Raw genomic sequence first — 3060 nt, forward strand, 5'->3', positions numbered from 1 at the left:
TGTCACTTTATTCGATATATGAGAATGACTTTACCTAAAAAATGAGAAAAGCAACGCACTATATTAAAATGCGTTACTTTTTCTATTATCGAATACCTATAACTAAACTATCTCTAGCTGTTTCTACAACTTCTGTACTTATTTTATCTAAACCATTTATATCCATAATTCTGTCTATCTGCGCAAATAAACGATGAATCAGCCTAAAATTCCCTTTTGTGATTTTAATAATCGTCGTTATTGCCTCATAATCAGTAAAGTCTTCGAGTTTTAAATCAAATCCTAAATCTTGCCACTTATATTCTAATATATGATGCGTCTCATCTTTACTTAGATTATCAAATTCATGCGCAAAACCTATGCGCGAATATAGTTGAGGATAACGAGATAGTTTTTTCTCTATGCCCGGCATACCAATAAATATCATTGCTAAATTATGTTCATCATAAATAGCTCTTAATTGCTCTAAATGTTGCACTTTAAGGCGATCAATCTCATCTACTATAATTAAATCAATATATTTAAACATATCACTATAATGTTTACTATGTTCATGTCCATACTTATTTACAACATGTAATTTTTGACCCAAATCAATGCTTGCAGTAATACTATATAAATCATTCCTTAATTTAGTTTGTTTTTCTGCTGGTGCAGTATAAAATATTTTATCCACCGATAGTATGTCATCGGTCGTTTTACTAGCTAAATCTTCCCAACCTCTATGGTTAACTTGTTTTTCGATAGTATCCCAATTTGTATAATATCTTGAAGATAAAGTTTTCCCAACTCCAGGTTGACCATAACAGATACCAATATATTGATATTTAATGCAAGCGTCACAAAATTCAGCAAACCGTTTATACTCTTTCGTTTCAATAAAATTCTGATTTTTAGTCATTACGATACCTCTTTAATTTATTGACGTTTTTAGTCGTTTCTTGAGGTGAATAACCACAATTTTTTTCTTCCTTAATTAATTCCGTGGTACTTGGACTAGTAATATTTTGTTTTAAGTGTTTTCTTCTCTGACTACGAGCGTGCTGTATGTCTTTTATATCTATGGAGTAATCAGCTATTTCTGGACATATAGCAGTACAAAGAAATTCATCTCTATAAAACACACGTATTTCAGCCATATCATTTGGGTTATAACGAATCAGTACATATTCACCTACATAAGCTGCTAGATTAGTATTAATGTATCAAAAACCTTGAAAATGAATGCCATCTGAATGAACTTTTCTAGATTTAGGTATTTCCAACAATAATAAATCAAGTTGTTCTAAGCTACTTGGCATATTAGGGAAAAAGTGATTACTATTCCAACGACTGATAGGCGTGGTATGAATAGCACTATGTTCTTTTTGATTATAATTTTCAATTAAAAAGTAACGTAATTTTTCTTCAAAATTGTGAAAATTTATTAAATTACTAGGAATATCACTATTGTTTATATATCCAGGCAGTTGTTCTAAGAAAATTTGGTTAACTGTCTGAAAAAAGCGTTCTATTTTTCCACGACCACGAGGGACACCAACTTTTGAAAACATCAAATTTATTTTCAAGTCAATAGCGACTTGTTCCATGTGATTTGAGGTAAAGTCACTTCCGTGATCTGTATAGAATTTTTCGGGTATACCACACACTGGCCAGTTGGTATCATTCTTATTCCATATTGCTTGGTATAGTGTTAATGCTGTGTTTTGAGCATTAGGAGAATCAAAACTTATAAAATAGCCTGCAATGGCACGACTATAGTCATCCATAATAATGGTTAGCCATGGTCTATTGATATTACCTTTTTGATCTAATATATAAATATCTAGCAAAGTATGGTCGGCTTGCCATATTTCATTGGGTCTTGAGGATTCTCTTATTTGTATTAAATCGTACTTATTTTGATAGTATTTTTCACCTTGGTGAGAGAAATCAATAACAGACTTAGGCATTGCTTTAATAATACTATAAACTTGTTTGTAGCTTGGTTTATCAAAATTATTCTCTATACAATAATTAGTGATTTTCCTATGAATTGTGGCTATACTATTTCTTTTATTCATAAGCGCAAGGCGTTCAATTTCATCAATTATCTTTGGTTCTATTTTACGTGTTCCTTTATCAGCTCTTGTCGCATAGATTAGTCCTTTAAGTCCTTGTTCTTTATATGACTTATTCCACCTATAAAGGGTGCTTAACGCAATCCCTTTACTTTTAGAAATACTTGATAAAGATTGTTCGCCTAGGATAAAAGGTTTTATAATATTGTACTTTTGAGTAGCTTTTTTACGTTTGGCTTCAGAAAAATTAGTTAGATACTTCTCCTTGTTTTTCATCTTCCTTGTCCTCCAATTTATTGAGGTAACGATAAATTGTTGTACGTGAAACTTGCCACTGCTCCGCAATTGTTTTGATTGGTGTGCCATTATCATAAAGTGTTTTAAGTAAATTTAAATCTTTTTGGCTTAATTTTTCTGGTCTACCTCCATAGCGTCCTCTAGCACGTGCTGCAATTCGGCCTGCTGAAGAACGTTCTAAAATTAAATTCCGTTCAAATTCTGCAAATGCTGCGAACAAATGAAATAATAATTGTCCTGTAGAACTTGATTTATCCATCGTTATATTTTCTTCTAAACTGTGGAAACTTACTCCTCGTTCGTTAAGCTCATTAACTAATGTGATTAAATCCTCCATATTACGTCCTAATCTGTCTAATCTCCAAACAACAATCGTATCTCCTGACCTCGCAAATTCAATTGCTTTATCTAAACCAGGTCTTTTACTTTTTGAACCACTGATATGGTCACTAAATATTTTTTCACAACCATATTGATTTAATCGATCCTCCTGTAAATTCAAATTTTGTAATCCAGTTGAAACTCTTGCATAACCTATTTTCAAAATACAAACCTCCTATATACACATTCAGTGTACCATAACTTAATTCTAAGGTCTTTTATGAACATAGATTTTTTGTTGGGTTTTTGAACACTCAATCATATAATATACCTACCTATTTAGACATAAAAAGGGAGTGTGCAGAAAATGGTTATTTTCTGT

At 31.5% G+C, this 3060-nt stretch carries 2 protein-coding genes and 1 pseudogene; all 3 read right to left on the minus strand.

Features of this window, described 5'->3' with window-relative positions; all coding sequences use genetic code 11:
• Positions 1–85: 85 nt before the first annotated feature.
• The 3 genes and pseudogenes from KA894_RS13730 to KA894_RS13740 all read right to left on the minus strand — a co-directional run bounded on the left by KA894_RS13730 (position 86) and on the right by KA894_RS13740 (position 2901).
• On the minus strand, positions 86–901 hold the full coding sequence (locus tag KA894_RS13730) for an AAA family ATPase (RefSeq protein WP_000164962.1): 816 nt from the start codon (positions 899–901) through the stop codon (positions 86–88).
• Positions 894–2336: pseudogene (locus KA894_RS13735) on the minus strand (transposase). The gene KA894_RS13730 and the pseudogene KA894_RS13735 overlap by 8 nt, the downstream one beginning before the upstream one ends.
• Positions 2308–2901 (minus strand): recombinase family protein, encoded by a 594-nt coding sequence (locus KA894_RS13740; protein WP_107384734.1) that lies wholly within the window; start codon positions 2899–2901, stop codon positions 2308–2310. Before KA894_RS13740 ends, KA894_RS13735 begins: the two are co-directional and overlap by 29 nt.
• Positions 2902–3060: the final 159 nt, after the last annotated feature.

This window comes from Staphylococcus sp. GDY8P131P, from assembly GCF_017891975.1.
In the GTDB taxonomy this organism is placed as follows: domain Bacteria; phylum Bacillota; class Bacilli; order Staphylococcales; family Staphylococcaceae; genus Staphylococcus; species Staphylococcus nepalensis.